18 protein-coding genes and 1 tRNA gene are annotated in these 22972 nt (G+C 49.4%); 6 read left to right on the forward strand and 13 right to left on the reverse strand.

Translation table 11 applies throughout. The features are described 5' to 3' along the window. Positions 1 to 42: 42 nt before the first annotated feature. Positions 43 to 234 (reverse strand): hypothetical protein, encoded by a 192-nt coding sequence (locus tag G7Y39_RS10365; RefSeq protein ID WP_165157406.1) that lies wholly within the window; start codon positions 232 to 234, stop codon positions 43 to 45. Between the two features lie 720 nt (positions 235 to 954). On the opposite strand from G7Y39_RS10365, the gene G7Y39_RS10370 reads away from it, so the two are divergent. Then, a complete protein-coding gene (locus G7Y39_RS10370; RefSeq protein WP_165157407.1) occupies positions 955 to 1575 on the forward strand; it encodes an HNH endonuclease in 621 nt (206 codons plus the stop codon). A gap of 156 nt (positions 1576 to 1731) precedes the next feature. On the opposite strand, the gene G7Y39_RS10375 is transcribed toward G7Y39_RS10370, so the two are convergent. The 6 genes from G7Y39_RS10375 to mltG form a co-directional block, all read right to left on the reverse strand. Next, the gene (locus tag G7Y39_RS10375; protein ID WP_165157408.1) at positions 1732 to 3462 is read right to left on the reverse strand and encodes a bifunctional UDP-sugar hydrolase/5'-nucleotidase; all 1731 of its coding nucleotides are present in this window, start codon (positions 3460 to 3462) and stop codon (positions 1732 to 1734) included. Between the two features lie 61 nt (positions 3463 to 3523). Then, positions 3524 to 4366: a 4Fe-4S binding protein gene (locus tag G7Y39_RS10380; RefSeq protein WP_165157409.1), complete on the reverse strand. Its 843-nt coding sequence runs from the start codon at positions 4364 to 4366 to the stop codon at positions 3524 to 3526. After that, positions 4363 to 4881 carry a TlpA disulfide reductase family protein gene (locus tag G7Y39_RS10385; RefSeq protein ID WP_165157410.1) on the reverse strand — a complete coding sequence of 173 codons (519 nt, stop codon included), beginning with the start codon at positions 4879 to 4881 and terminating at the stop codon, positions 4363 to 4365. The genes G7Y39_RS10380 and G7Y39_RS10385 overlap by 4 nt, the downstream gene beginning before the upstream one ends. Positions 4882 to 5003: 122 nt before the next feature. Further along, complete coding sequence (locus G7Y39_RS10390; RefSeq protein ID WP_165157411.1) at positions 5004 to 5585, reverse strand: indolepyruvate oxidoreductase subunit beta; 582 nt, start codon at positions 5583 to 5585, stop codon at positions 5004 to 5006. Then, on the reverse strand, positions 5582 to 7183 hold the full coding sequence (locus G7Y39_RS10395; protein WP_165157412.1) for a thiamine pyrophosphate-dependent enzyme: 1602 nt from the start codon (positions 7181 to 7183) through the stop codon (positions 5582 to 5584). The genes G7Y39_RS10390 and G7Y39_RS10395 overlap by 4 nt, the downstream gene beginning before the upstream one ends. A gap of 108 nt (positions 7184 to 7291) precedes the next feature. Continuing rightward, entirely contained in the window at positions 7292 to 8341 is a 1050-nt protein-coding gene (gene mltG / locus G7Y39_RS10400; RefSeq protein ID WP_165157413.1) for an endolytic transglycosylase MltG, read from the reverse strand. Positions 8342 to 8480: 139 nt separating this feature from the next. On the opposite strand from mltG, the gene G7Y39_RS10405 reads away from it, so the two are divergent. Beyond that, positions 8481 to 8567: transfer RNA gene (locus G7Y39_RS10405), tRNA-Ser, on the forward strand. Between the two features lie 43 nt (positions 8568 to 8610). Here the strand turns inward: G7Y39_RS10405 and G7Y39_RS10410 are convergent. The 6 genes from G7Y39_RS10410 to G7Y39_RS10435 form a co-directional block, all read right to left on the reverse strand. Beyond that, entirely contained in the window at positions 8611 to 10689 is a 2079-nt protein-coding gene (locus tag G7Y39_RS10410) for an acetate--CoA ligase family protein (RefSeq protein WP_165157414.1), read from the reverse strand. A gap of 169 nt (positions 10690 to 10858) precedes the next feature. Further along, a complete protein-coding gene (locus tag G7Y39_RS10415) occupies positions 10859 to 11596 on the reverse strand; it encodes an MIP/aquaporin family protein (protein WP_165157415.1) in 738 nt (245 codons plus the stop codon). Positions 11597 to 11644: 48 nt separating this feature from the next. After that, positions 11645 to 13144, reverse strand: a complete 1500-nt coding sequence (glpK, locus tag G7Y39_RS10420; protein WP_165157416.1) for a glycerol kinase GlpK — start codon at positions 13142 to 13144, stop codon at positions 11645 to 11647. A 32-nt stretch (positions 13145 to 13176) separates the two neighbouring features. Next, positions 13177 to 14742 carry a glycerol-3-phosphate dehydrogenase/oxidase gene (locus G7Y39_RS10425; RefSeq protein ID WP_165157417.1) on the reverse strand — a complete coding sequence of 522 codons (1566 nt, stop codon included), beginning with the start codon at positions 14740 to 14742 and terminating at the stop codon, positions 13177 to 13179. A 251-nt stretch (positions 14743 to 14993) separates the two neighbouring features. Then, positions 14994 to 17339, reverse strand: a complete 2346-nt coding sequence (locus G7Y39_RS10430; protein ID WP_165157418.1) for a transglycosylase domain-containing protein — start codon at positions 17337 to 17339, stop codon at positions 14994 to 14996. 86 nt (positions 17340 to 17425) lie between these two features. Continuing rightward, positions 17426 to 18481, reverse strand: a complete 1056-nt coding sequence (locus G7Y39_RS10435) for a YeiH family protein (RefSeq protein ID WP_165157419.1) — start codon at positions 18479 to 18481, stop codon at positions 17426 to 17428. 127 nt (positions 18482 to 18608) lie between these two features. Between G7Y39_RS10435 and G7Y39_RS13530 the strand changes: the two genes are divergently transcribed. The 4 genes from G7Y39_RS13530 to G7Y39_RS10455 all read left to right on the forward strand — a co-directional run bounded on the left by G7Y39_RS13530 (position 18609) and on the right by G7Y39_RS10455 (position 22963). Beyond that, positions 18609 to 18782, forward strand: a complete 174-nt coding sequence (locus G7Y39_RS13530; RefSeq protein ID WP_206225161.1) for a hypothetical protein — start codon at positions 18609 to 18611, stop codon at positions 18780 to 18782. A 156-nt stretch (positions 18783 to 18938) separates the two neighbouring features. Continuing rightward, positions 18939 to 20939, forward strand: coding sequence for an ATP-binding protein (locus G7Y39_RS13700; protein ID WP_241160000.1), 2001 nt, complete (start codon positions 18939 to 18941; stop codon positions 20937 to 20939). A gap of 72 nt (positions 20940 to 21011) precedes the next feature. Beyond that, complete coding sequence (locus G7Y39_RS10450) at positions 21012 to 21650, forward strand: bifunctional nuclease family protein (protein WP_165157420.1); 639 nt, start codon at positions 21012 to 21014, stop codon at positions 21648 to 21650. After that, a complete protein-coding gene (locus G7Y39_RS10455) occupies positions 21647 to 22963 on the forward strand; it encodes a NupC/NupG family nucleoside CNT transporter (RefSeq protein ID WP_165157421.1) in 1317 nt (438 codons plus the stop codon). The genes G7Y39_RS10450 and G7Y39_RS10455 overlap by 4 nt, the downstream gene beginning before the upstream one ends. Positions 22964 to 22972 lie beyond the last annotated feature (9 nt).

Here is a 22972-nt window from a genome sequence, read left to right on the forward strand (position 1 = left end):
AGCGGAGGTCTTGATTTTGCGCCCTTTGCGCCCTGGCTCCCTTTAGGGAGGCGGCGTTGATCCGGGCTTATCCTTTTGATCCTTAGCGTTTTCGGGTTTCTCAGGGTCGCTGTTCCCCTTCTCCTGCCCAGGGCGCAAGAAATTGGCTTTTACCTGTTCCGACGTGATCTCCGTGATCTCGAAAAGACGTTTTTTCCGGCGATTCCGTGAGCGAAAAACCTGCTTTTTCGGCATCTTGCTCCGACGTAAGTATACGAAAACGCGTCGGCGAGATACATAAAAACGCTCTTGTTTTCGCCTTAATTCCGGTCTGCGCAAGATACAGTGGCGCGTCGAGGCGCTCCGGCTCGCGGAAGCAGGAAACGCACTGTACCCGAAAAGCCCAATGACCTCCTGGTGGGTTAAAACCGATGTCCCGGAGGCGGGCCCATCGGACCTATCCTCCGTCCGCCTCTGCCCGGCGCTTTCCTATTTTACATGGATCTCCTTTCTGTTTCTCAGAAACTGTTCTAACGACTGCACATATCCAACTGAATATTCCCGTATCGTCTCGATAATTGAGGAAACTTGTTTTTATACATTACTTATTGTTATTTATGGGGAAGATGACGAAATTTGTTTATATTTGCAAAGTCTCCTTACGCCGATGCCACTTAGATTGATGCAGGGGAGAGTGGTGCAATACATTATTTCAGATTCATAATATAAATAGTAGAAAAAGGATTAAATGGAAATTTCTTATATTGAACAATTGAAATCTAAAGAATGGAAACGCAAGCGTTCTCATATTCTTAGTCGTGATAAATATCATTGTTTACATTGTGGCTCTTTTGGTATTATGGGGAAAAGTTGTTATAAAATATTATATAGAAAAAATATCTGTTTGATTATATAAAGGATAAGCGTATAGATAAAATATTAGAAAGCCATCTCTGGAAAAATTCTGATATTGAAATGGAAAAATTGAAATTAGAGCAGGATATTAAAATTATTACTGATTGGGAAGATTATCCTATAAGGAAATTTTCTATGGTAAATTTATATCCAATCGTAACATGTAGTATGATAGCAGGGCCAGCTCATTATATTTTTGGATCTAATATTTCTGATTTGCATGATTTTCAAGAAGGATATTTTTGTAAAGACGGATTAAACTTACATCTATTAGAGTGTGATAATAATTTAGGCAATCATAATTTGTATGAAAGTTTAATGGGATTTTATTTTCAAACTTCTCGTTTTAATAATTGTGATTATTATTCAATATCATACGGTAATAAGAGCTTGATTTTATCTGAAAAAGATGCAAAGCTGCCACTTTTGGATGTACATCATAAGGCATATATTGTTAACCGAAAAGCATGGGAATATGAAGATGATAATTTGATGACACTGTGTCGTGCTTGTCATGAGAAAGAACATTTAGAACATGAAGTTTTTCTTTATGATGAAAACAACCAACCATTACATAAACTTCGTACTTGTGATAAATGTAATGGGACAGGTTATTTACCCAAATATCACTATTATGAATTTGGCGTTTGTTTTAAATGTGATGGTAGAGGGGTATTATGAGAATGTTATTACCATTAAAGGTAACGAAGTGCTAATGGGTATGCCCGCACGTACAAGGACGACGGACATGACCCTGGCGGCCCGGGGGAATCACGGCGAGAAAACGGCTTCGCGCTCGCGGGATCGCGGGAAATACGAAGTCGTGGAGACACGACTTCATTCCCCGAATAGAGACTTAGCGTCCCTTTCCGACGCCGGCCTCGTCCAATCCCGCGGGATCATCTGCCATTGGTTTAAAGGCTGCGGGCTAAGTACGCCCTTTTCCTTTATGTATTGGATCATATAGTAACGGAGGTCTTTATCGGTCGAGTGAATGATACGACTCTTCAACTCGTCTTGGGGAATGCCGGCCCCTTTCGTCAACAACTCGCCTCCGCCGTTACCCCGGTAAGAGTTGAGAGCTACCTTATACGTTTTACGCTCGTCGAAGGGCTTTCCATCCGCCATTCTCAGGATCGTGATCTTCTCACCCTTTGGTTTCGTTACGTCTACGGTGTAGATGATACCCGCCGCGGAGTCGAAGTTAAAACTGAAGTTGACGAATGAGACATGACGCGCTTGTCCTTTCTTGCTCTCTTTCAATAATAGGACAGGATCGTCCGGAGATTTCATCCGGTTGGTCCACATGGCGTACGATTCCTCCAGGAAACCTTTGATCTCGGCACCCGTCAGATTCATCGTATAAAGCATATTCTCGTATTTGTAGAGGCTGAACATATCGCTGATCGTGATATCCCCTTTCTCTATTTTCGCGTCAAAGGATAACGGGGCGGCGAAGGAGACGTCCGCGCCGGTCAGCTCCAATTGCAAGGAGTGAATGAAATCGATGAAAGCAGATGGCCCGAAGTAAGCGGGACGGGTCGCGATACTCTTCGTAAAGGTCCCCACCTTCTCGGTGACGAAATCGTTCACCGCTTTGTATTGCGGAGCGAATTCTGCCATGAACGCCTCGCTAGGCTCCAGCTTGTCCACATCTGTCAAGACGCCCGATACGTGTTTGTCCAGGACCTTCCCATGCTCCATCTTCAACACGATATCGACGGTACCGACTATGCGCCCGTTGCTCGCCGGATTTATCAGCAACACGGAATCGCCCTCGCTATTCGCCACCTTCCCGCAATACCGGCGATGATCATGCCCCATCATGACCACATCGAAGCCCGGGACGCGCCGGGCGACCTCCATCGAGGCATCCTCGCGGTAGCGGTCGGACATGGTGCGCGCCTCGCTGCCCGCGTGGAAGATACCTACCACGACATCCGGTTTCTCCTTCTCCCGAATGATCTTCATCCATTTACGGGCCGTCTCTTCCATGTCGGCGAAGTAAAGGCCTCGCCAGCGAGCCTCCGGCAGCCAGACGGGGATGGCCGGGGTAATCATGCCCAGGACAACGATCCTCGCGCCATCGCGCTCGAATACCTCGTAGGGCTTCAGATAGGTCTCCCGGTCGGAGGTGCGGATCGTATTCGCGCCCAGGATCGGGAAATCGCACTGCCTGATCCAGCGATCGAAAACGGCGGGGCCCGCCTCTATATCATGGTTGCCCATATTTCCCGCGTCGTAGCCCATGTAGTTCATCATGGCGGCTGCCAGGTGCGTGGAGACCGTGTCCATGAAATTGTAATAATACACGATGGGTTGTCCTTGCAGGATATCGCCGTTATCCAGCAGCAGGAGGTTGTCGCCGTACGCCCGGCGCTCTTGCTGCACGAAGGTGTGGACCCGGGCCAGGCTTCCGCCCCACGCCCGTTGCTCGATAAAGTTATACGGAAAGAAATTCCCGTGGATATCACTGGTTTCCACCAATCTCAACTTGACTTCCCTTGTTGTCGCCGACAGGCCGAGAGCGACCAGCAGCGACAGGGCGATTGAATAAACTCGTCTCATATTAAAGTATCTCAAAATAGTTTCATGCCGCGAGGGTGGCGAGGGAATCGGCCACCCGGTTTCAACGCTGTTTCGTCTCCGCCTCGGACGAGCGTACCCGCGACGGGTTGAAACGCGAGAAGAACACCTCCGGTTCCCGGCGCGCGCTGAAGTTCTTGTGCAGCATCGCCGTATAAGGGGTGTCGAAGGTTCGCGCGCCCTCGGGACACTCTTTCACGCAGGCGCAACATTTGATGCACAGCTCGGGGTCGCTATACAGGTCTCCGTCACGCGAGGATATCGCATGCGTAGGGCAGACCTCCACGCAATACCCGCATCGCGTACACGCATCGTTGTCGGTGACCGGGGCCTGCGGGGTGGAGGGGCTTTTCTCCCGGTACGGGAAGTGGCCTCTTACCTCCAAGGCGGACAGGGATTCCACGCAGGAGACCTGCTCCAGCCTCTCGATAATCTTTCTCCCGAAGGCCGCGGCTTGCTCGAGGTCCGACTCGTCCGGACGCCCCTCGGCGACGGGCATCCCCTCGCGGCTGAAGGAGTGCTCGCCGATAAAGGCCGCTGCGGCCACGGGCACGAAGCCCTGCTCCGACACCAGATCGCACAGCTCTCTCAAGGCATCCTCGTAATCGCGGTTCCCATACAGTACCACGGGGACCGCCGGCGCGTGGTAGGTGGAGCGGAACATGCGGAGACGCTCAGCGGCCGTCTCCGCCACACGGCCACCGTATACGGGGGCGGCTATGATCGTCAGCTCGTCATCGATATGCTCCTCGCTGTCCGGGGCCTCGCGGGTGACGTCGGACTCGGACATCGAGATGGCTCCCATCCCTTCCGCTATCGCGTAGACGATCTTGGCGGAGGTGTGTGTCGGGGAGAAATAAATTAAGTGTACGTTCCTGTATCTCATGGTTCTTGTTTTAACGCGTCCTCTATTTTAGTCATTAACCCGGCAAATTCCTCCTCGGTATAGCCCTCGCTCGCGTAGAGGATCCTCCCGTCTTTCCCGACCAGGTAGCCGCGGGGGATCAGGCTCTTGGCGAAGGCGCCGAAAATGGCCCGGCTCTTGTCGGGATACAGCGGGAAATCGAAGCCTTTTCGCTCGTTATACTTCCGAAGGTCGGCATCGGAGTGCTCGCGGCCGATCACCAGGAGGACGAAGTCTTTGTTGTCCTTGTATCTCGGCCAGAGGGTTTGCTGGAACGCGGCCAATTCTTTTTGGCAGGGGGGGCACCAGGTGGCGAAGAAATTCACGAGGATCACCTTCCCCCTTAACGAGGCGGACCGCAACGTGCTCCCGTCGTCGGAGATAATCGTGAATGACGGCATGGCGTCGCCTACCTTCACGATACCGGGATCGTCCTCCCGCGCGCTGCCCGCGAAAACTACGAACGCTAGTAAACTAGCCAATAAATACTTCTTCATAACCTTAATTGTTTATCGTTTAGGATTTCGCGACAAATATACATTAAAATTCTCATCTAACTGCATAATCGTAAGACTTGCGAACGTCCCGCGGCGCCCTCCCGAGCCCTCGGCGGCTTCGCTTACCGCAGGTTTCGCGCCAAGTCGTAACCGGCTTTCAACGCCTTCAGGTTCATCCGGACGATCTCCTCGCCCTTACGCCCGAATATCCGACGGATCCCGGCCTCGATCTTGTCGTAATCGATTCCGAGGAAGGGGGTGGCGGCTCCCAGCATCACGATATTGGCGGCACGGGCGGATCCCGCCTCCCGGGCGATCTCCTCCACGTCTAACACGACCTTGCGCGGGAGCTTGTCCAGCTCCGCGTTCACCCTCTCGATCTCCGGATAGTTCGGGATGTTCGCGAACGGGCGGGAGTTTGTCACCAGCCAACCCTCCCGCTTCAGGTAAGGCAGGTAACGCAAGCCCTCCATAGGCTCCAGGGAGATTATCAGATCGGCGCGGCCCTTCGGGATCAGGTCCGAGGCGATCGGCTCGTCGGAGAGGCGCAGGTTCGACTGCACGTCTCCCCCCCGTTGACTCATTCCGTGCACTTCCGCCTGCTTCATGTACAGGTTCTCTTTCAAGGCGGCTTCCCCTATGACGGCGGCGATAGAGAGGATACCCTGCCCGCCTACGCCTGATAGTATAATATCTGTTTTCATCTCTTGCTCGCTTTTTTCTTTCTGGTTAATGTCTGGATGCACTCGCGGCGGGGGATCAACACGGATACGCCCCTGTACGCGATCTCCTCGCGGATGATCGATTTCATCTCCTCGTAGTTCTTTTTCAGGGGGACCATCACGCGGATGTGGGCCGGGTCCACGCCGATACCGGCGCAGATAGACTCCAGGCGCCCCGTCCCGGCGGAATCCTGCCCCCCGGTCATGGCCGTCGTCTCGTTATCGGAGATGACGATGGTGATGTTCGTGTTCTCATTCACGCAATCCAACAGGCCGGTCATGCCGGAGTGGGTGAACGTAGAGTCGCCGATCACGGCGATCGCCGGGAACACGCCCGCGTCGGAAGCGCCCTTCGCCATCGTGATGGAGGCACCCATGTCGATGCACGAGTCGATCGCGCGGTAAGGAGGCAGGGCGCCCAGGGTGTAACAGCCGATATCGCCGAATACCTTGGCCGCGCCGTTATACTCGGCGACTACCTCGTTCAAGGCCTCGTACATATCCCGGTGTCCACAACCCTGGCACAACGCGGGCGGACGCTGCTCGACCACCTCGGGGACCGCGTAATAGCTCCGGATCTCCTTCCCCAGGGCCTTGCCCACGGCATCCGGCGTAAGCTCGCCGTCGCGCTGGAGCGTGCCGTCCAGGCGGCCGTGAACCGCCACGCCTCTCGCCAAGAAGCCTCTCAATTGCTCCTCGACGACCGGATACCCCTCTTCCAGCACCAGGATCGCCTTGCACTCGCCGGCAATCTTCTCCACCTGCTTTCTCGGGAGCGGATACTGAGAGATCTTCAATACGGGATGCTCGAAACCGCCCGGGTAATTCTCGGAAAGATAATTGAAGGCGATACCCGTCGCGATGATACCCAGCTCCTTGTCCGGGGCATCGAAATACGCGTTGTAGGCGGAACGCTCGGAGGCCTCCGTGAAAACCGCCTGGGCCGCCAGCAGGCGCTTGAAGCGCTGACGAGCCAAGGCCGGCAGCAGGATGAAGCGCTGACGGCCGTCTTCCGGGCAACTCATCCGGTTCTCCGGCCTCGGCGGGGCGGTCACGACGCCGGCACGAGAATGCGCCATGCGGGTCGTGACCCGCAGCAAGATCGGATACCCCAATTGCTCGGACAGCTCGAATCCATGATAGACCATGTCGTAAGCCTCCTGCTGGCTGGAGGGCTCGAGCGTCGGGACCATGGCGAAATTGCCGTAAATGCGGTTGTCTTGCTCATTCTGCGAGGAGTGCATGGATGGGTCGTCGGCCGTAAGGATGATCATGCCGCCATGGATACCGCTCATCGCGGCGTTCATGAAGCAATCGGCGGCGACATTCAGCCCGACATGTTTCATGCAGCAAAGCGCGCGCTTACCGGCGTAGCACATACCCAAGGCGGCCTCCATGGCGGTCTTCTCATTCGCGCTCCAGCGGCAATGGATACCCCTCTCTTTCGTTATCGGCGAGCCTTGGATATATTCCGTGATCTCGGTAGAAGGGGTGCCCGGGTAGGCGTACACCCCGGAGATGCCGGCGTCTATAGCGGCTTGCGCTATGGCCTCGTCCCCCAAAAATAAATGTTTTCCCATGTGTATCTGTTTTCTTGATATTGACTATTCACGCTATCTGGCGGCCAAAGGTAAGAAAATTTGGATTATGAATGATCCCGTGCCCGCCAAACATCATTCCCGGATTCCTCACCGTATTCCTCTCCGGCTCAACTCCGCCCGATACCGGTTGGCGTTGCGATTGTGCTGCGCCAACGTCGCGGCGAAATTATGCCGTCCCGAGAAATCCTCCCTGGCGCACATGTATAAATAGTTGTGCCTCGCGTAGTCCAATACGCTATCCAGGCCCCGGAGGGTAGGAATCCGCAGCGGGCCGGGAGGCAGGCCCCGGTGTTTATAGGTATTGTAGGGAGAATCCACCTCCAGATGCTCGAGTAAGATACGTCGCAAGGAAAAATCCCCCACCGCGAACTTCACGGTAGGATCCGCCTGTAAAGGGATACCGGCATGGAGGCGGTTGATATAGAGGCCCGCCACGACCGGATATTCGTCCGATACCGCCGTCTCCTCCTCCACGATAGAGGCCAGGATGGACACCTCGACGGGAGTAAGCCCGATCTCTCCTGCCTTTCTCAAGCGTTCCGGTGTCCAGAAAGCGTCATATTCACGCTTCATGCGACGTATAAATTTATCCGCGGATATATTCCAATAAACCTCGTAGGTATTCGGGAGGAAGAGAGCCGGGACCGTTTCCGGGGTAAAGCCCAACGAATCGCAATACACGGGATCATTCAACAGGCGCAGGAGATCGTCCTTCCCGAACATCAACTGATCACCGATACGTTCCGCCAGATCCTCCTTGAGGCGGAGGTTATTGAACGTGACACGGGTCGCCGTCTGATGCCCTCTCCGCAAATCATCCAACAAGGCCCGATTACTCATACCAGGCTTCACGGCGTATCGACCGGTACGCATGGACGCGGGATACTTCAACAACCCGCTCAACCGCCTGAAGCTACCGATACGAAGCGCGTTCGCCGAATCCCTTAGCTGCCGGCAAAGATCATCAAAATCCTTTTTATCATCTATGTAGACATAAACCGTCTTATCCGGCTTAAAATTCGGTGCCCAGGCCAAACGGTACGCCCAAAAGCCTCCACCCCCTATCCCGACAACGAGCGTCGCTATCAAGACACTGATTATCGAACGCTTCGATAAAATTTGTTTGTTTAAATCCATGAATAATCTGTTGAATATCAGAATAGGGTACAAAAATAGCATCTTTTCCGAAAAAAAATTGACGCACGAAGCCTTGTTTATTTAAAATATAGTTCTACCTTTGCGACGCGATTCCGGGGAAGAGGCACCGAGCGCACAAGGAAGTGTGGGTGAGTGGCTGAAACCACCAGTTTGCTAAACTGACGTACCCGTATGGGTACCGGGGGTTCGAATCCCCCCGCTTCCGCGAAGAGCCAACCGACACATTTATCGGTTGGCTCTTTTGTTTTTTAGGCCAACCGATCGGAAGATTTCTCTATCCGGATACGGGCGTCCACGGCGAACAAGCCTCTATCCGTAGCCACCAACGGATTTATATCCATCTCCTTTATCTCGCTGGCAAAACGCAACAAGGTAGAGAGGCGAACGATAATGTCCGCGTATTGTCGCTCGTCGATGCCCTTTTGCCCGCGTGTACCTTTAATGATCGGATACCCTCTCAAGGAACGAATCATGGAATAAGTCTCATCGTATGACAACGGAGCCAAGCCATAAGACACATCTTTCAGTACCTCCACGAAGATTCCCCCCAATCCGCAAAACACGACATGGCCGAAACGATCCTCGTATTTGGCACCCAAGAATAATTCCTGCCCCTTCAACATCGGTTGCACCATGACGCCCGTGACACCCGGCAGACGCATCATACGCTCATACTCGAACAATAAATGCTCCTCTCCGCGGATGTTCAAGGCTACACCTCCGATATCGCTCTTATGCACAGGCCCCACGACCTTGGCTACCACCGGATATCTCACCTTCTTGGCAAAAGCCAGCAGCGCGTCCCTGTCATCCGAGGCATATTCCTCTACCAACGGGATATTGGCGGCACGCAACAATGTACGCACCTCCTCCGGATTTAAATATCCCCTACCCGGCAATCGGTCTATGATACGACGAACTTCCGGTACATCCACGCCATACAGCTGAATGTCCGTACTCATCGGTTTCGGCGTATTGATCACCCGTGAGAGGGCGGTACCCAGTGTCACCTCGTCCGAGAAGTTCACATGGCCTTTCTTGACAAAGCTCTTCACCTCCGGCCCGGCCGTCACGATAGATGGTAATATCGGGAAGATCGGCTTCTTGCACGCTTCCATCTTTTTATGAAGTACCTCGTAGGTATCATACAGTTTTACCAAACCGGGACTACCGAAGATGACCATCATCAAATCCACGTTATCGAAACGATTCTCACAGAAATCGATGGCGGTAGCCAGGTGTTCCGGTGTCCCCGTACCGATAATATCAATCGGATTACCTACAGCGGCACCCGGATACAGCTTGGATTTCAACTCATCCGCGATGGGGCCTTCCAGGCTGGGAACATTCAAGCGCCCCTTGGATAAAGCGTCCGCCAGCATTACCGCAGGGCCTCCGGCATGTGTCACGATCGCACAGTTCTTCCCTTTCACCTCTTTCAAGGTAAAGATACTCGCCACGGTAGTCAATTCCTCTCGGCTGAAACAACGCACGACGCCCGCCTTACGGAACAGAGCCTCCACGGCAGAGTCCGAACTGGCGATAGCGCCCGTATGCGAGGAAGCCGCCCGCTTCCCCGACTCCGTGCTTCCTGCCTTGATAGCGGCGATTTTGCATCCCTTACGTATCAAGGAAGACGCGTGATACAATAATTTATCAGGTTGCTTGATTTGCTCGATATACAACATCTTGATCTTGGAATCCAATACCGGATCAAAGTTCCGATCCATATATTCGAGGATATCCTCCACCCCATTCTGCTTGGAGTTTCCAACCGACCAAACGGAAGAGAAACGCAAACCTTTTGTCAGCGCCGACTCGATAATGAACAGGGCCGTACCACCGGAGCTAGAGATGAAATCCACGCCATCGGGGTGGAATTCCGGTATCGGTTGCGTAAACACGCCATGATAATTCATATTCATCAACCCGATGCAGTTCGGGCCGATCAAGGAGGCTCCCGCCTCATTCACGACATCCAGCATCTGCTGTTCCAAGATACCACCCTCGTGTGTCTCCTCGCCGAAGCCGGCCGAGATCACGATAAAAGCTTTTACTTCCTTTTGTCGGGCCAGCACTTCCATCACTTCGGGGCACGATTTACTCGGGATCGAGATGATCGCCAACTCAGTCTTCGGGATATCATGCACAGAAGGATAGGACTTGACCCCTTGCACGTCTGTCTCCTTGGCGTTTACCACACATAATTCTCCTTTATATTTCCCATCCAACAGGTTTCGCACGATACGACCGCCCGGTTTATGTACGTTGTTGGAACCTCCCACCACTACGATGCTTTGAGGATTAATCAATTCTCGGTTAATCATGGCATTTTGATTAGTTAGATTCAACGAATGGGAGCAAATATAGTTTTTTTCTCCATTCATTCATTAAAACCCGGGTTATTTATTTACACTTTGCACTCTCTTTCCGCGACCCGTCACACCAAGCATCCATCCATCCTCCCGAGATAACCACTTGTGATGACACAAGAGATTACTTCAATACATAATAGAGCATACCGGCAATAGCGGCCCCAGCTATCGGCCCTAAAACAGGTACCCATGCGTACTCCCAATGGCTGCTGCCTTTTCCCTTGATCGGCAATAGAAAGTGTATAAACCGGGGAGCTAAATCACGGGCAGGGTTAATCGCATAACCGGTAGTCCCTCCTAAGGAAAGGCCGATTACCCAAACTGTAAACGCTACCGGAATGGCACCTACCGAACCTAAACCGATCGGCAAGGTACTGTTGCTTTCGTAGGTTAGTTCTCCATCCGTTATAAAAAATACGACAAATACCAAGGCGAACGTGCCGATCATCTCACCTAAGAAATTAATGGGATAATCTTTAATAGCAGGGATCGTACAGAATACGCCTAACTTCGCATCCGGGTCATCCGTAGCGTCGAAGTGGTCCTTATAAACCAGCCAGACCCATAAAGCGCCCAAAGCGGCGCCTATCATTTGCCCGACTATATAAGTACATACGTCACACCAAGGGAAAGTCCCTCCGATCGCCAATCCGATCGATACCGCCGGATTCAAATGCGCGCCACTATAAGGACCGGCTACCACAACACCGATAAATACACCTAAAGCCCAAGCAGTCGTTATCGCTACCCAGCCCGCTCCATGCCCTTTTGTTTTCGACAAACAGACATTCGCGACAACTCCTCCCCCCATTAGGATCAAGAGCATAGTTCCTAATAATTCCGCTAAAAATGGAGACATAAGATAATAATTTAAGAATTTGTTAATGTACCTATAAGATAATTTTCATTATTCGACCCAATTCTGAGAACGCCCCACCGCCTTGTGCCATTCGTTCAATAATTTACGGGCGGTATCCTCTTTCATTTGTGGGTTAAAGACCTTATCCAAACACCATTGTTCTTTCAGTTCATCAATATCCTTCCAATAACCAATCGCCAAACCCGCCAAATAAGCGGCTCCCAAAGCAGTCGTCTCCAATACATTCGGACGTACGACCGGATAGCGACAGATATCAGACTGGAATTGCATCAAGAAATTATTAGCGATAGCGCCGCCATCTACCCGGATTTCTTTCGGCTTGGCGTGAATATCGTTTTCCATGGCCGTCAATACATCATATACTTGATAGCAGATGCCCTCCAAGGCCGCACGGGCTAAATGGGCCGCCGTAGTTCCGCGGGTTATCCCGATGATAGCGCCGCGCGCGTATTGATCCCAATACGGCGCGCCTAGGCCCGTTAACGCCGGAACAAAATAGACGCCGCCATTATCGTAAACGGATTTCGCCATCTGTTCCGTAATCGAGGCATTCGGGATCAAGCCGATTCCATCCCTCAACCATTGAATCACGGCGCCTCCCACAAAGACACTACCTTCCAACGCATAGGTCGTCTGATCCCCCAATTTCCACGCGATCGTTGTCAATAGGTTATTCTGGGAAAGAACGGGTTCCTTGCCGGTATTCAGGATCATAAAGCAACCGGTTCCGTAGGTTGTCTTGATCATGCCATCCTCTACGCATAACTGCCCGAACAAAGCCGCCTGCTGGTCGCCGGCCATACCGGATACCGGAATGCCTTTCTTAAAGATAGGAGTTGATGTCTCGCAGTAAACCTCGCTACAAGCTTTCACTTGCGGTAACATCGAGGCAGGTATCGTAAACAAGTCTAATAACTCTTGGTCCCATTGCAACGTACGGATATTGAAAAGCATGGTACGGGAAGCGTTCGTCACATCCGTGATGAATTGAGCGCCCCGGGTAAGTTTCCAAACCAGCCAAGTATCTACCGTACCGAAGCATAGCTCTCCTCGCTCCGCACGCTCCCGGATGCCCTTTACGTTATCCAACACCCATTTTATCTTCGTGGCGGAGAAATAAGCGTCGATCACCAATCCGGTCTTTTGCAAGATACGTTCCGCCCAGCCTTGCGATTTAAGTTCCTCGCAATAATCCGCCGTACGGCGGTCTTGCCATACAATCGCGTTGTATACGGGAAAACCCGTCTCCCGGTCCCAGATGATGGTAGTCTCCCGCTGGTTAGCGATTCCGATACAGGCGATATGGCTATCCGTGACATCCGCTTTCGCCATCGCCTCCTTGATGACAGACGATTGGGTGTACCAGATCTCATTCGGGTCGTGCTCTACCCAGCCCGGTTTAGGAAAATACTGTTGGAATGGTTTCTGAGCCAACGTAATAATAGTCCCTTGATGATTAAACAGAATCGCCCGGGAGCTAGTGGTTCCCTGATCGATTGCCAACACATATTTATTTCGAAAATTCATATCCTTCTAGATTCGTATCGTTTATCAATTTGTCAATTCAGTATATAATTCGAGGCAACCTCATTAAACGCCTTTACCTGCGCGGAGATCCAAGCCTCGTCCTTCCCCCATTCCGCGGCCAGAATCCCCGCTACTTTAGGAGCCATCGCCATCGCCGCCCGTGCGTCTAAGAATAAGATACGCAAACGGCGGGCCAATACATCCTCCAACGTACGAGGCATCTCATTACGAACCAGCCAAGTTACCTCTCCTACTGTATAGGCATAGTCCGGATGCAACTTCTCCGCCATGGCGGGGGAAGAGGCCACTAAGCTACGGATTTCGTCGGCATCCGTACCATATACGTATAAAGGATCGGAGAAGTCCGGATTCTTACGGCTACCATGTATTTGATAGCTCTCTGTAATACAATCTTTTGTAGGAACATGCATATAACGTATAGCGAGGTCTAAGGTATCTTGGGCCATTTTCCGATAGGTTGTCCATTTACCACCGATAACAGTGATCAAACCTGATTTCTCCCGGATCAATTTATGGCTACGCGATATCTCTTTTGTCTTTTTACCCTCGCTACGGGGAGCGACGAGCGGACGAAGCCCCGCGAACACGGATAAGACATCGCTTCGCTTGGGTGGCCGGGTCAGATAGTTAGCGGCCGTATCGAGTATAAATTGGATTTCTTTCTCCAAGGCTACCGGTTCTTCTTCCGGCGATTCCATCAAGGTATCCGTTGTTCCTACCACAACTTTGCCATGCCAAGGTACGGCGAATAACACACGTCCATCCGACGTCTTAGGAATCATAATGGCACAATCACTTTGCAAGAAAGAGGAATCCAATACCAGATGGACTCCTTGGCTAGGACGAACTGTCGGGCGTTTACCCGGCTCGTCCATTTGCAAGATCTCATCGGCGAAGACACCGGTAGCGTTAATCACGCAACGGGATTTTACTTGATAAATCGCACCCGTCTCCTCATCTCGAACCGTAACACCGGATACTTTATGGTCGTCGTCTTTCAGAAGCCCTATGACTTTCGCATAGTTCAAGATACAAGCACCCGCATCGATAGAGCTGCGGACCATATTAATCGCGAGACGGGAATCATCAAACTGACCGTCATGATAAAGCACCCCGGCGGTCATCCCTTTCGGGCGAAGCATCGGAATCGTACGGAGCGCTCGTTTCGGGCCAATACAAACCGAACGTCCCAGACCTAATTTCCCGGCCATCACATCATATAGGATCAAGCCCATCGTATAAAACGGGCCTTCCCACCACCGATAGCAAGGGATTAAGAAGGTTTGATCTTTTACCAAATGGGGGGCGTTCTGGCGTAGCAGGCCTCGTTCCCGCAAGGCTTCCAAAACCAAGGAGACATCTCCTTGCGCCAAATAACGGACACCACCATGAACCAACTTCGTGCTACGGCTGGAAGTCCCTTTCGTAAAATCCAATTGTTCGAATAAAGCGACCTTATATCCTCTTGTCGAAGCATCCAAAGCGATGCCTATACCGGTAGCCCCTCCTCCGATCACAAGAAAATCAAAAACTTCAGACGGATCTTCCAGCCGAGAAATCATTTTACAACGGTCCATATAGCGCCTCCTTTTTTTAAGATTAACAGTCACAAAATTAACTATTAATTCTTAGTATAACAAAAAATTTAAAAAAAGAATCAGTAGCGCTTTCTATTTTCCACAAAGACAGCAGCAGTTTCTATTGGAAGAAACGAAAGTTTCCGGCTGAAGAGACTTCCGTTTCGCTATAAGGAAACGAAGATTTCCCCACAGAAAACGAGAGCCTCCCTTATGGGGAATTTCAAGAAACCATAATCATCTGATGATTATTACTCAAACATCTTATCGATGCCTCCTGTATCCGGTGGAGTCGTAGAGCCATCTTCCTCAGCTCCTTCGCTACAGGGGTTCGCGTATTTCTCGGGGATCTCGAAGCTTTCGTCTTCCGAATAGCCTAACGTCTTATCCTTATAAACCTTTTGCATGTAAAGGGCGTAAATCGGTAACGCCATACTCGCTCCCTGTCCTTCCGCCAAGCGGTCGAAATGGATAGAACGATCCTCACCTCCTACCCAGCAGCCGGAGACCAAGCTTGGCGTAAATCCCATAAACCAACCATCGGAGTTATTCTGGGTCGTTCCGGTCTTGCCACCCATCTCCGCCTTAATTCCATAGCGGAAACGTATACGTCCTCCGGTACCACCATCGATCACGCTTTTCAACATGTGTAGCATCTTGTAAGAAGCATCTTCTGTCAGCACCTCACTCATCTGTGGGGTAAAGTTCGCAATCGTATTTCCGTAGGAATCTTCTATACGGGTCACGAATAAAGGCTCTACCCGGATGCCCTTGTTGGCAAATACCGTATAGGCCCCGACCATCTCACCCACCGATACATCCGGAGTACCCAGACAGACCGAGATAACCGGATCGATATGATTCTTCAAGCCGAAAGAATGAAGCAAACGAACAAACGTATAAGGTGAGAGCTGGCTCATCAGATAAGCGGTTACCCAGTTATCCGAGTTCTGCAACCCCCATTTAATCGTGACCATCTCGCCGATCCGTTTAGCGCTGGAGTTACGAGGAATCCACAAACGTCCGTTCTCATCCATCAACTGTTGCTGCACATGCAGCATCTGGTCGCAAGGACTGATCCCCTCGATCATCGCCAACGAATAAAGGAACGGTTTCATGGTAGAACCGACCTGACGGCGACCGCCATTCACCATATCATATTGGAAGTCATTATAGTCAATACCACCCACATACGCCTTGACCTGTCCGGTGCGAGGGTCCATCGACATAAACGCCGAACGCAAGAAGCTCTTATGATAGCGAATCGAGTCCAAGGGAGACATGATCGTATCGATCGGACCATTCCAACTAAACACACGCATATCGACAGGCTTCTCAAACTCCTTGCGCATATCGGCCTCAGTCATTCCGATCTTTTTCATCGCCCGGTAGCGATCCGTCTGGTGCATCGCACGCATCAGCATCGTGTCCACTTGACCGGCACTTACATCTTTCGAGAACGGGGCATAACTACGTCCCTTCTTTTCCCGGAAGAAAGCCGGTTGAAGATCCTTGCTCATATGTTCGCGAACAGCGTCTTCCGCATATTTCTGCATACGAGAGTCGATGCTCGTATAGATTTTCAGGCCATCCGTATACAGGTTATAGTATTCTCCATCGGCCCTTTTATTTTTGTTACACCATCCATATAACGGATTCGTAGCCCAAGATAACGAGTCCTCACTGAATTTTTGGGATTGCCAAGAGGCGTAATCCTTACGCTCCGGTTTCTTCGCGGTCATTGTCAGACGAAGGTATTCGCGGAAGTAAGGAGCCAAACCGTCTTTATGGTCCATACGGGTAAAATGTACGACCAAGGGCAAAACCTTCAACGAATCACATTCCGCCTTGGTTATGTACCCGGCCTTTTCCATCTGTTCCAAAACCGTATTACGACGACCGACGGTACGCTTGTTATGGCGAACCGGGTTGAAATAAGAAGGGTTCTTGCACATGCCTACCAACGTGGCGGCTTCCTCGATCTTCAAGGTTTTAGGCGTCTTCCCGAAATACACGCGAGACGCAGATTGGATTCCCACGGCGTTGTACAAGAAATCAAACTTATTCAGATACATATTTATGATCTCCTCCTTCGTATAATAGCGTTCCAATTGAACGGCGATCACCCATTCAATCGGTTTCTGGAAGAGACGTTCCATCACATTATCGGCACTCGGCGAGAATAATTGTTTCGCTAATTGTTGGGTAATGGTACTACCGCCACCGCCGCTTTTTTGCATCAAGATACCCCGCTTCACGATGGCACGGAACAAGCCCTGCGCATCGATACCGCTATGTTCGGCAAACCGGATATCCTCGGTGGCGATCAGGGCTTTCACCAAATCCGGCGAAAGATCCTCGTAGTTCACGTAAATACGATTGTCCTTGCTATGCGCATAGGCTCCCAGCGCCTTTCCGTCCGAGGAGATAACTTGGGAAGCGTATTTATCAATCGGGTTCTCCAATTGTTCCACCGGAGGCATATAACCAATTGAACCATTCGCTATCGCCATAAACACCATTACCACCGCCCCTAACATAGCGAGGTATACTATCCAACAAGAAATAAGGATACCTTTTGTAATCTTTGATGCCATCTTTTTATATTTCACGGTATAGACAAGAGACTCATCTTATCCACAACGACCTTTTTGAGATCGCAAAAGTAGCGGAAAATACGGTCTTATGCAAGTTGAGGCACATATTTCGCCAACAAATAACCACCAGCTAGTAACCAGACATATAAGATAGCGGCCAAAACAAAGGGCTTAGCGCCAGCTTTCTTAAATTTCTCGACACTAGTCTCCGTACCAAGCGCAGTCATGGCCATTGTCAACATGAATGTATCTACCTGATTGATCCCATCTACCACCGCATGAGGAAGCAAGTCGAGCGAATTGAAACCAATCACGGCCAAAAAACCAAACGCAAACCAAGGAATAGTGATCTTACCGCGAGAATGGGCAACGCCTCCACCATTCCTTCTCCCGTTAACCACGGACTTCGCGGCGGTTCGAGCCAACATGAAGCTCATGGCCACCAACACAGGTGCTAACATCATCACACGAATCATTTTCACGATAATAGCCACATCCGAGATTTCCTTTCCCATAGCGTTACCGGCTCCTACCACATGAGCTACCTCATGCAAGGTCGCACCCGTATAAAGGCCCATTTGCTCCGAGTCTAAATCAAGAATACCCGCACGGTACATCACCGGATAAATAAACATAGAAAGCGTACCGAAAATCACGACTGTCGATACGGCAACCGCCGTCTTATGAGCCTCACACTTCACGACCGGTTCAGCGCCCAATACCGCGGCAGCCCCGCAAATAGAGCTACCCGTGGCGGTCAGTAAAGCAAGGTCTTTATCCATCTTCATCAATCGCCCCACCCAAACGCCGATCAAGAGGGTAAGCACCACGATCACCATATCGATCAAGATTGCCGGAGGGCCGATCGCAATCACGCTCTGGAAGGTCAGCTTAAACCCATATAGCACGATACCCGCACGGAGTACGCGCTTAGTACAAAACAGGATACCCGGGACCCACGTCTCCGGCAAATGGTTTCTCAGGCTGTTGGCGTATAACATACCTAAAATAATACCGACAATCAGCGGACTGATTGACAATTGTTTAATAAACTGGAACTCCGCGATATAGAATGCGGAACATGAGAAAAGGGCTATCAGCAAGACACCATGTAATACGTCACCTCGTTTTTCGCTAAACATAACTACTGATTTATTTAGTATAACTTATCATTATTTGATTTCGTTCGCGAAAGTACATAGTTTATACCGAAACCCACCGAAAAAGATAAGAATAATACTCTATATCCGCGGATCGGAACATCAATATATGAATGAACATGAAATATCTATATGTTTTATTGTTGACGTTGGCCGTCAATGCATGCAGTGGTCAACGCAATCAAAAGATATCCACATTACACCTGTTGAACAAGGAGAAGAAAGTATTGTTGAAAGAGGCTACTTTTCAGCAGATCGAACATTATTTATCACGAACGACTAACTAATTTAATACTATATATTTGCACCGTGTTTTTTCATGGCATCAGATTTAAGGTTAGCAATGGAGATTGGTCATCCGTGACGGATGGTTATTTTTTTTTTGCTTTGATAATCAAAAAAACTTCTACCTTTGCGAAAGATTTATCCATTAGGAATCATGAAACACACACATACGTATTTGATTTTGGCCCCATTCCTAGTTCTTGTCTCTTTGTTAACCCTAGGTTGCCAAGAACAAGAAGAAAAAAGAGTCGTACTTATCCATTCTTTCGAGCAAAAGAAAGATACCTACCCGATTTTTAATGAAGTACTGAAACAAACTTTCAATAAGCAAAAAATAGACCCGGAGATTCATACATTCTACCTAGATTGCGAACAATACCTGGATAGCGCTGAAATAGCCCGAATGTATAGTTATATGGATTCGATCAAGAAGGTTAAACCTGATATCATATTAGTGAACGATGATCAAGCTTGCTACTCTCTATTAGCTTGCGGGCATCCGTATCTAAAAGAGATACCGATTGTCTTCGCCGGTGTAAATTATCCGAATTGGCCGCTTTTAAAGAAGTACCCCAATGTTACCGGACTACACGACAAACAAGACTTTATCGAGAATATAGAATTTATACACAAATTATTTGGAGTATTACAAATCCATATTCCTTGCGATCGGACAGTCCTTGGAAGAAAATCTTTCGCTGACTTCTGGCAACAAATACAAGGGCACTCGGAAATAGAGATAATCCGCCTTAAAATTCAGGGGCTGGCATTGGATAAAATTGGAACAAATGACAGCCTATTTGTAAGGAGACTTATAAACCTTACTCAAGATGCCTCTCAGACACGGTCGCTACTGGGAAAAGATTGTATCGCAAAAATAAACATCCTCCCATACAGAGTTTTACCGGGATCTTCTTTGCTCTTCAATTTGTCCGGGACTCTGGATCAAAGCACTTATTTGGATATAAAATACGATCATACTTCCGAAGCTTTTTATCAATTAGTCAATTATCCCAGCTTTTCCGCTCATTACGAACCGATTCAATATCATCCGGCAAAAAGACAAAATCGATACATCGGAGGTTATTTCACATCCGTAGAAATACAAGCGCGAGAACAGGCGGAAATAGCTTCGTTAGTGTTGAAGGGGACTTCTATCGCAGATATTCCGATCCAAGAAAGCAGTAAAGAACATATCCTCGTATGGCATGCCCTAAAAGCGTGGGGAATACCTATCGAGAAGATCCCTTCTTATGTCCGTTTAGTCAATGTACCTTTTTACGAACTATACAAGAAAGAGCTGATCGCTTTCATTAGTGTAGCGTTCGTCTTTATCAATATCGTTGCCACGGGGCTATGGAGGCTATATTCCAGAGAACAGAAATACAAGAAGCTAGCGCAAGCCAATTTGGTAAGACAGAACAAGGAGCTCGAAATAGCCCTGGAGAAGGCTAAAGAGTCCGACCAGATGAAATCGGCATTTTTAGCGAATATGAGTCATGAGATACGGACTCCATTGAACGCTATTGTCGGTTTCTCGAACCTTATGAACACAGACATCGAACTCAGTAAGGAAGAACGGGAAAACTTTACCGAGTTAATCAATACAAACAGCGATCTGTTATTGAACCTTATCAATGACATCTTAGACCTTTCCCGTATCGAATCGGGGCGTATGTCATTCTCTTTCCAGCAATATTCCCTAAACGAATTAATAAGCACAATTCACCAGACTTTCAAGGTTTTAATGTCAGAGAACGTGGAACTGCGTATGCAAATACCGGAAAAAAGCATATCCATTCTCACGGACAAGCTTCGGTTGACACAAGTGATTACCAACTTCCTCAGCAACGCCATCAAATTCACGCAAGCGGGATATATATTAATTGGTTATGCATATCAAGAGAAAGAGCGGCAAGTACATATTTTCGTGGAAGATACCGGCATTGGTATCCCCAAGGAAAAGCAAGACGCCGTTTTCAATCGTTTCACGAAACTGGATGAATTCACCAAAGGTACCGGCTTGGGACTATCCATTTGCAAAGTGATAGCCGAACGTTTCGATGGGTATATCGCCGTAGAGTCCGAAGTAGGAAAAGGAAGCCGTTTTTCCATTGTCCTTCCCCTCAGCCCCAAACACACGGAAAGTGATTAATCGCATCTATTTACGATAATCCCGAAAATAATATTACTTTTGCTTTTGTATACAACTTTAAATTTCGGTTTTGTGAGTACAAGAATAAAATTAAGGGTCCAAGGATTAACGAACAGCCAAATTCAGTCTGGGGCTTATGCGTTAATTTTGGCTGAGGAAAATGGTCCGCGGCGAATCCCAATCATCGTCGGAACCGCTGAGGCGCAGTCTATAGCGATCGCTTTAGAACATATCGCACCTCCTCGTCCATTAACACATGACCTATTCGCCACTTTCGCGCAAGCGTTCAACGTCATTCTAAAGCAAGTCTATATATACAAATTCGAGGATGGTGTATTTTACTCTGAATTGGAGTTTAGCGACGGAGAGCGATCGATAAAGCTGGATTCCCGTACTTCCGATGCCATCGCCATAGCGCTCCGGATCAATTGCGACATATTTATCTCCGAGGAGATTGTAAAGGAATGCGGTGTCGTACTGGATCTCCTAGCCCCTCCGACAGACCATTCAGAGGAGGATAACGCTTTATTAGAATTAGAGCCGGATGAGATTAAAGACGAGGCCCGGTTAAAGAAATGGCTAGGCCTATTGAATACTCAAGATGTAAAGGAACGATTGAAAGACGCTATAGTAGACGAGAATTACGAATACGCGAAAATGTATAAAGACGAGTTGCGCCGTCGAGAAGAAGAGGAGGACACAAACAAATGATGGGGGAACAAGGAGGATTCGGACTGGTCTCACTGTTAAGAGGCCTGCTTGGGATCATTACGATTTTAGGTATCGCCTACGCGATGAGTTATGACCGTAAACGGATCGATTGGAAGTTAGTAGGTGGCGGTTTGTTCATGCAGATCGTATTCGCCTTGGCGGTTTTATATGTGCCATTCGTCGGGAACCTATTGGAGGGATGCGGTAAGATATTTGTCAAATTGATGGACTTCACCGATGCCGGTCTTACTTTCTTATTAGGTCCGTACGCCTCTAAAGTGGGCGGATTCAGTTTCTTGCTTCATTCATTACCGATCGTTATATTCTTCTCTGCCTTGGTTTCCATATTTTACCATTGGGGGATTATCCAGAGAGTAGTCGGTGCCTTTGCGTGGGTATTGCGTAAATTCATGAATATATCCGGATCGGAGGGATTAGTGGCTGCCGGTAATATTTTTATGGGAATGACGGAATCTCCGGTGTTGATCAAGAGATACCTGCCGACGATGAATCGTTCGGAGATATTCCTGGTCATGGTATCCGGGATGGGAACGATCGCCGGTTCGGTAATGGGTACTTACATCGGCATGTTGGGAGGAACAGACCCGGCGGCAAAGGTCTTATTCGCCACTCACTTGCTCTCGGCCTCCGTGATGGCGGTACCGGGCTCCATCGTTTTAGCGAAGATGCTTTGTCCGCAGACAGAAGAAGCTACGGATCATGTAGCTGTCTACGGCAAGGAAAAAGAGAACTCGAATATTTTAGATGCCATCTCGTCAGGTACGGTTACCGGCGTAAAGTTAATGACGAATATCGCCGCGATGTTATTGGTATTCATATCCCTCGTAGCGTTAGCGAACTATATCACGGAAGGCGTGATAGGACGTTATACCGGATTGAACGACTGGATCGCGGAGATCTCCAATGGCAAAGCAAGAGGCTTGACCTTCCAGTTTATACTGGGCGTGATAGCGTCTCCTTTCATGTGGCTGATCGGGGTTCCCGGCCAGGATATCATGTTGGTAGGTTCTCTATTAGGGCAAAAGACCATATTGAATGAATTTGTCGCTTATTTCCAGTTGCAACAATGGAAAGATGCGGGACTATTCTTGTATGAGAAATCGATCTTGATGTCTACTTATATCCTTTGTGGATTCGCTAATATCTCGTCTATCGGTATTTTACTAGGCGGATTGGGTGTATTAGCCCCGGAGAAACGAGGACTGATTTCACATATCGGTGTACCGGCCATGATCGGCGGAGCCTTGGTCTCTGTGTTATCAGCTACTATAATTGGTATGATCCTTGGGTAATCGAGAATT

It is taken from the genome of Parabacteroides sp. ZJ-118 (genome assembly GCF_011038785.1).
Lineage (GTDB): Bacteria > Bacteroidota > Bacteroidia > Bacteroidales > Tannerellaceae > Parabacteroides.